Below are 6,809 nucleotides of genomic sequence, written 5' to 3' on the forward strand. Positions count from 1 at the left end.
GGCTGCGGAGTCATCCGGGCGGTCTCAGGCTCCGCCCAGATCGGCGCTGAGCCAGTGCTCGGGCCGCATGTGGATGACCACCTGTTCACCGTGCTCCCGCCACGCGAAGTCGACGTAGCCGTCGACCTTCTCGGGCGGGAGATAGCGTGACGAGATCTCCACCAGCTGCTCGCGGGTGGCGTCGCGGGTCGCGGTGACGCGGCCCTCGACGGAGACGTAACGAACGGTGGGCGTGACCCGTTCGACCATCAGGGAGAACCGGCCGGCCGCGGCGATCGAGATTCCCTTCAGGGAGTCGCGGCCCGTCATGATCCACAGGTCGCCGCCGGGTTCGTACATGTACCAGATCGGCACGACGAGGGGGGCCCGGCCCTCCTTGGCCGAGGTCACGGCCAGGGCCGCCACATGCGGCTCGGCCAGGAACGTCTCGCGTTCTTCACGGGTCAGAGGCATGGGGAACTCCTTCTGGTTCGTGCCGATTCCGGTCCGGCTCCTCGGGGGCACCGCCCGCCGCGGTGTCGATGACGTCGTCCAGGACCTCGCGGGAGCGGAGGAGGTCGCCGATCATGCGGTCGATCCGGTTCCGCTCGGTGGTGAGCTCGTCGACCAGGGCGGGGGTGGCCCGCAGGGAGGGGCCGCCGTCCGCGTCGCGCATACAGGGCAGGATCCGCGCGATCTTCGAACTGTGCAGACCGGCCGCGTAGAGCTCCTGAATGCGGATGACCCGGTCGACGGCCCTCTCGGGGTAGTCGCGGTGCCCGCCCGGCGTCCGGTCGGCCGCCAGCAGCCCCTGCTCCTCGTAGTAGCGCAGGGAACGCTCCCCGACACCGGTACGAGCCGACAGTTCCCCGATCCGCATACGCACCCCAGGACTTGAATCTCACATCAATGTCAGGTTCTACGTTACCGGCATGACGCACACACAGCAGGAATCCTCCGCATCCCGACTCTTCGAACCTGCTCGGCTCGGTGGCATCGGACTGGCGAACCGGCTGGTCATGGCCCCGCTGACGCGCAATCGCGCGGGGGCCGACGGTGTCCCCGGCGAGCTGATGGCCACCCATTACGCACAACGCGCCTCGGCCGGTCTGATCATCGCCGAAGGCACGACCCCGAACGCCGTCGGGCAGACCTATCCGCATATCCCGGGGATCCACAGCCCCGCGCAGGTCGTCGGATGGCGTCGGGTCACCGACGCGGTGCGTGCGGCTTCCGGCCGGAGCCCGATGTTCCTCCAGTTGCAGCACGGCGGCAGGGTCGGTCATCCCGACACCAGCGGTCACCTCCCGCTCGCACCGTCCGTCGTGCGCTTCCCGGAGACGCTGCAGACACCGGGCGGGCTGCGGAACGGCGTGGCGCCCCGCGAGATGTCGGCGCGGGACATCCGGTCCACCATCGCCGATTTCGCCACGGCGGCCCGCAACGCCGTGGAAGCAGGCTTCGCCGGAGTGGAGGTGCACTCGGCCAACGGCCATCTGCTGCACCAGTTCCTGGCCGGGAACACCAACCGCCGCACCGACGCGTGGGGCGGCCCGGCAGCGAACCGCGTCCGCTTCACGGTCGAGGTGACGCGCGCCGTCGCGGAGGCCATCGGTCCGGATCGGGTCGGCGTACGCATCTCGCCCGGAGCTGCCGTCAACAGCGTCGAAGAGGGCGACACCGAGGACCTCTACGCGGCCCTTCTGCCCGCACTCGCGCGCATCGCTCCCGTCTACCTGCACGTGGTCCACGCCGATCCGGACCGGCCCCTCTTCTCCCGGCTCCGCAAGGCCTGGCCGGGCACGCTGATCGCCAATCCGGTGTTGTCGCGGGAGGAGGCAGCGGCCGACGGCGGCATGGGGCGAGGGGAGCGGCTGCTGGCCGAGGGTGCCGAACTGATCGCCCTGGGCCGCGGCTTCCTCGCCAACCCCGACTTCGTCGAGCGACTGCGCACGGGCGCGCCGCTCAACGAGATCCGCCCCGAGTTCCTGATGCACGTCCACGGGGAGGAGGGCTACAACGACTATCCCGCGCTCGCGCGGCCCTGAACGGCACGGGCCGGGAGTCCACCGGCTCGTACCGTTCCGGGAGTCCACCGGCTCGTACCGTTCCGGGCGGCGCGCGGTGTGTCGGCTTCGGCTGTTCCCCGGCGGCCGGCCGCAGTTCACCCGCCATACCCGCATTTCGGCCGAGGCCCGAGACCACGCGACGTCCGCGATCGCATGCGCGGGCCCGGGAGCCCTTCCGGCGGGCATCGTTGTCGGCTCAGCGGGTCAGGTTGCGCAGGAACCGTGCGGCGACCGGGCCCGCGTCGGCGCCGCCGGATCCCCCGTCCTCCAGAAGGACCGCCCACGCGAGGTCGGAGTCGCCCTGATAACCGATCATCCAGGCGTGAGTGCGGGGCGGCTTCCCGGTTCCGAACTCGGCCGTTCCGGTCTTCGCGTGCGGGCGGCCGGGCAGCTCCCGCAGCACACGGGCGGATCCCGACGTCACCGTCGCACGCATCAGCTCGCGGAGCTGAGCGGTGACCCCGGCATCGAGAGCCGCCGGAGCCGTGTACTTCTTCTTCACCGCGTCCGGCACCAGAACCGGCTGACTGAACACGCCGTTCTTGACGGTGGCCGCGAGGGAGGCCATCACCAGCGGCGAGGCCTGGACCCGCGCCTGCCCGATCGTGGCCGCAGCCTTGTCGTTGTCGCTCGTCGTGACCGGCACACTGCCGTCGTACGTGGTGGTTCCCACGTCCCAGCTGCCCCCGATCCCGAACGCCCGGGCGGCATCCCGCAGGTCGGTGTCGGCGAGCCGGCTGCGGGCGTTGACGAAGTACGTGTTGCAGGACTGGGCGAAGACATCGGTGAACGTCGAGCCGGCCGGGAGCGAGAACTGCCCCTGGTTCTCGAAGCGCTGGCCGTTGACATGAGCGAACTTCGGGCATGCCGCGCCGTCCGCGGGCCGGGTGCCGTCCTTCAGCAGAGCCGCCGTGGTGACCACCTTGAACGTGGAGCCGGGCGGGTAGCGCCCTTCGAGGGCACGGTTGAGACCGCCGGGCCGGTTGACCGCGGCCAGGATATGGCCGTTGCGCGGATCGATGGCGACGAGCGCCGCGTGGTGCTCCGTCCCGGCCACGGCGTCGGCTGCCGCCGTCTGGATGCGGGAGTCGATGGTGGTACGTACCGGACGGCCCTCGGCGGAGCCGGCCGCGCCGAGGTTCTTCAGAGCGAGTCCGCTCTGCCGGTCGGCCACCACAAGGGACTTGCCCGCCTTCCTGCCTCCGGAGAGCACCTTGTCGTAACGGGCCTCAAGACCCGAGGTGCCCTTGCCGCTGACCGGGTCGACGGTGCCCACGAGCGACGCGGCCCGCAGCGGCCGGCCCCGGCTGTCGAGCACCTTCGCCCGGGTGTCGTCCGCCTTGAGTGCGAGTGTCTGCCCCGGCTCGAGTTCCGGGTGGATCATCGGCGAGGTGAATACGACCTTCCATGTTCCGGAGATCCGGTTCACCTGGGCCCGGGAGCGCCAGGTGACCCCGCCCGCACCGGGAACCTCCATGGCCACGGAGAAGGGGAAGCGGACCTTGCCGTCCCCTTCCTTGCTGCCGCTGGCGTTGACGATGGTGGTACGGGAGGGCTTGAGGTTGGTCAGTACCGAGGTGAGGAGCGACGCGGCGTTGTCGGGCGAGTCCGTGTGGCCCGCGGCCCCCTTCGCGTCGTGCCTCTCCCATGCCGCGAGGAACGCGGCCAAGGGCTTCCGTGCGGCTGCGATCTGCGGATCGTCCTCTTCCGCGCCGCCGCCCCAGACGCTGTAGGCGCCGTAGCCGCCTCCGGCGAGCAGGGCCAGGGCCACGACGATGCCGAGCTGCCGCCGTCCGCGGCGCCGCGGCTCGTGTCCCGTGTACGTGTTCCGGCTGCGGGCACGCGTCAAGGTGCTCTCTCCGTTCCGATTCCGTCCGATCGCCCGCCGGAGATCACCCCCGGCTTCGGCGGAGGGCGCACATGTGCGGGCGGCCCGTCCACCGCCCTGCCGATGCCCTCGCGGGCAACCCCCGTCGGGAGTCAAACCCGCCGCCGGACACATGTCGAATAGGCTCTCGGCATCAGGGTGATTCGCAAGCCATATCGCCGCATGTCAGGGGGGACAGTGCTGACCGAACGGCATCTGGAAATCTTTGTCGCGCTGGCGGAGGAGGAACACTTCGGCACGGCCGCTCAGCGGGTGGGCATCACGCAGCCACCGCTGTCGCAGGGCCTGCGCCGATTGGAGGCCCTGCTCGGCGTCCGCCTGTTCGACCGCGAGCGCGGGGTGTTCCTCACCGAGGAGGGGGCGTTGCTGCTGCCACACGCCCGCCGGGCCCTGGCGGCCCTGGCCGAACTGCGGGAGACCGGTGCGCGCGAGCACGCGGGCGGCAGACGGCTGCGACTCGGGCTGGTTCCCGAAGTGCCGGCATCCCTCGCAGCCGATGTGGCATCCGCACCTGTCCGGGCCGGTGAACGGACCCGGATCGGCATGGTGACGGCGTCAACGGCCGCGCTGCTCGGCGATGTCGAGGCCGGGCGGCTCGACCTGGCGGTGATCCGGCACCCCTCGGTACTGCACGGGCTGGCCGCCGGTCGCGTGATCCTGCTGCCGACCTGGGTCCTCGCCCCAATGGGCCGCCAACAGGCAGGCGGTGCGGTGTCGTTGGACCTGCCCTTCGCTGTGCGTCCGCGAGCCGAGGCGCCGGCGGCGCATGACCTGTTCATCGACACGCTGGCCAGCCGCGGGCGCCGGGTGGACACCGTGGCGGTCGCCGACGAGCGTGCCGGTCTCGCCCTGGTCGCGTCGGGCCAGGCGGTGCTGGTCACGGCGGACGACGCGCTGAGCGCCTCCGGGGTCGTGCGCCGGGCGGCGACGGACCCGCCACTGCCCCTCCGGCTGCGTGTGGCCTGGAACCCACGACGTCCCGGCGCGGCCGGGACGGCCTCGACGGCGCGGCTGCTCGAGGACGCCCTGGCCCGGAAGGCGGCACGGTGACGGGCCCGCGGCGCCGCGGTGGCGTGGAGCGCACCATCCGCGGCATGTTCGACGACGCGGGAGTCCGCGGCTGGCTGCACGTGGCGGAACTGCACCGCCCGTCGGCCGGCGTCACGATCGATCCCGACGTCCGGCTGCCCATGGGCTCGGTCTACAAGGTGCCCCTCATGGTCGCCTTCTGCCGGCTCGCGGACGCGGATCTGATCGACCCCCGCCGTCGGCTGACCCTGGATCCGGCGGACCGCGTCCCCGGCCCGACCGGCGTCTCTCTCCTTCGGGACCCCGTCACCATGTCACTGCGCGACCTGGTGGCGCAGATGATGAGCATCTCCGACAACGCCGCGGCCGCCGCCGTTCTCCGGGAGGTGGGCGCCGACGCGGTCGACGCCATGTGCCAGGAACTGGGCATGCCCGGCACACACATCCACGGAGGCGTCGTCAGCACGTTCAGCCGGCTCGTCGCCGAAACGGGTGCCCGCTCGCTGGACGCCGCCCTGGCACGCGTGAGCGACAACGACACCGTCGTGCCGGCGGGCGTGTACGACCCGGCGTACAAGGCATCCAGCACGGCGTCGGACATGGCACGCCTCCTGCGCGCGATCTGGACCGGGCAGGCCGCCTCCGAGGACAGCTGCGCCTTCATGCGCGAGGTCATGCGCAGCCAGCCGTGGACGCACCGGCTCGCCTCCGGGTTCCCCTACGACGATGTCACCGTCTACGGGAAGACCGGCACCTTCGGGGCGTTGCGCCACGAGGCGGGCGTCGTCGAACTCGCGGACGGCAGCGCGTATACGGCGGTGGTGTTCACCCAGGCGGCGCGGGCCGACACCAAGCTGCCGCGCGCCGACGCCGTGATCGGTGCGGCGGCGCGGGCCGCTGTGGAGGAACTGCGGGGGACCCAGGACACCTGAGAGCGGACGCCTCGTGGCGGAGGTGCCGACGGGACGCAGCCATGGCCGACGCCGGGCTTCCGCGGTGCGGTGAACCGGACTCCGCACGACGTCAGGCGAACAGCCGGCTGGGGTGGGACGCGCGACGGGCGGCGGTCAGCAGGGCGTGGATCCGCGGTGCGGCCTGGTTGATCTCGCTCACGGGCGTCGCGAACGGCAGCCGTACGTCGCGCCGCTTGCGGGCGTACTCCAGGCGCAGGGTGATGCCGTACCGGTCCAGCGCCACCGGCAGGGCGCGCAGCATGCTCTTGTCGGGCGCGGGGCGCACGAGGCGCAGCAGGAGCGGTACGAGCTCTGCGTGACTGTCCATCAGGTGGGTCAGCATGTCCGCCTCGTGCGGGGCGACCGGATCCGGGGTGGCGGTCTGGAGCGCGGACAGCGGAACGTACGTGCGGCCCCCGCAGTCGTCGAGAACCGCCTGGCCGAACTCCATGCAGACGCTGCTGGTGGCTTCCGCGTCGTACGGCGCGGCCAGCAGCCCGGTCATCGTGACGCGGGCGCGCAGCCGGTCGCGTACGGGTGTGGGCGCGATATCCGTGAACTCCAGCCGGACCGGTACGGGCGCGGCCGGATGTGCGGAGCCGGTCCCGGACGGCTCGTGGAGATGGACATGGCCCATCGCGGCCGTGCCGTCGAGGCGATGGACCTCGACGGGGTCGAGGCCGTCACTCACCACCGTCATCGAATGGGCGCCGGTGAGGATCGACAGCATGCGCTCGGCGGGAGTCGGCTGTGTGACGCGGGCGCTGAATGGGCGCATCCGAGGTCTCCTGAGGGACGGTGACGAGATCCGAGTTACTTAGGTATGCCTAACCTAACCCACGCGTGGTGGGTGAGGTTAGGCATACCTAAGTAACTCGGATCTCGTCACCG

Annotated in this window: 7 protein-coding genes; 3 read left to right on the top strand and 4 right to left on the bottom strand. The window is 71.5% G+C overall.

The annotated features are described in order from the left end of the window. Positions 1-24 precede the first annotated feature (24 nt). Together EAO72_RS17540 and EAO72_RS17545 are read right to left on the bottom strand one after the other, a co-directional pair. A complete protein-coding gene (locus EAO72_RS17540; RefSeq protein ID WP_148018279.1) occupies positions 25-453 on the bottom strand; it encodes a pyridoxamine 5'-phosphate oxidase family protein in 429 nt (142 codons plus the stop codon). Beyond that, on the bottom strand, positions 437-859 hold the full coding sequence (locus tag EAO72_RS17545) for a MerR family transcriptional regulator (protein ID WP_148018280.1): 423 nt from the start codon (positions 857-859) through the stop codon (positions 437-439). The genes EAO72_RS17540 and EAO72_RS17545 overlap by 17 nt, the downstream gene beginning before the upstream one ends. A gap of 52 nt (positions 860-911) precedes the next feature. On the opposite strand from EAO72_RS17545, the gene EAO72_RS17550 reads away from it, so the two are divergent. Next, positions 912-2,027 carry an alkene reductase gene (locus tag EAO72_RS17550; protein ID WP_148018281.1) on the top strand — a complete coding sequence of 372 codons (1,116 nt, stop codon included), beginning with the start codon at positions 912-914 and terminating at the stop codon, positions 2,025-2,027. A 217-nt stretch (positions 2,028-2,244) separates the two neighbouring features. Here EAO72_RS17550 and EAO72_RS17555 read toward each other — a convergent pair whose 3' ends face one another. Further along, a complete protein-coding gene (locus tag EAO72_RS17555; protein ID WP_261991532.1) occupies positions 2,245-3,897 on the bottom strand; it encodes a penicillin-binding transpeptidase domain-containing protein in 1,653 nt (550 codons plus the stop codon). Positions 3,898-4,113: 216 nt separating this feature from the next. On the opposite strand from EAO72_RS17555, the gene EAO72_RS17560 reads away from it, so the two are divergent. Together EAO72_RS17560 and EAO72_RS17565 are read left to right on the top strand one after the other, a co-directional pair. Next, positions 4,114-4,986 (top strand): LysR family transcriptional regulator, encoded by an 873-nt coding sequence (locus EAO72_RS17560; protein ID WP_148018296.1) that lies wholly within the window; start codon positions 4,114-4,116, stop codon positions 4,984-4,986. 44 nt (positions 4,987-5,030) lie between these two features. Continuing rightward, positions 5,031-5,897 (top strand): serine hydrolase, encoded by an 867-nt coding sequence (locus EAO72_RS17565; RefSeq protein WP_187285104.1) that lies wholly within the window; start codon positions 5,031-5,033, stop codon positions 5,895-5,897. 91 nt (positions 5,898-5,988) lie between these two features. Here the strand turns inward: EAO72_RS17565 and EAO72_RS17570 are convergent, their stop codons facing one another. After that, complete coding sequence (locus EAO72_RS17570; RefSeq protein WP_148018284.1) at positions 5,989-6,696, bottom strand: DUF2470 domain-containing protein; 708 nt, start codon at positions 6,694-6,696, stop codon at positions 5,989-5,991. Positions 6,697-6,809: the final 113 nt, after the last annotated feature.

It is taken from the genome of Streptomyces sp. OR43 (assembly GCF_008042275.1).
Taxonomy (GTDB): domain Bacteria; phylum Actinomycetota; class Actinomycetes; order Streptomycetales; family Streptomycetaceae; genus Streptomyces.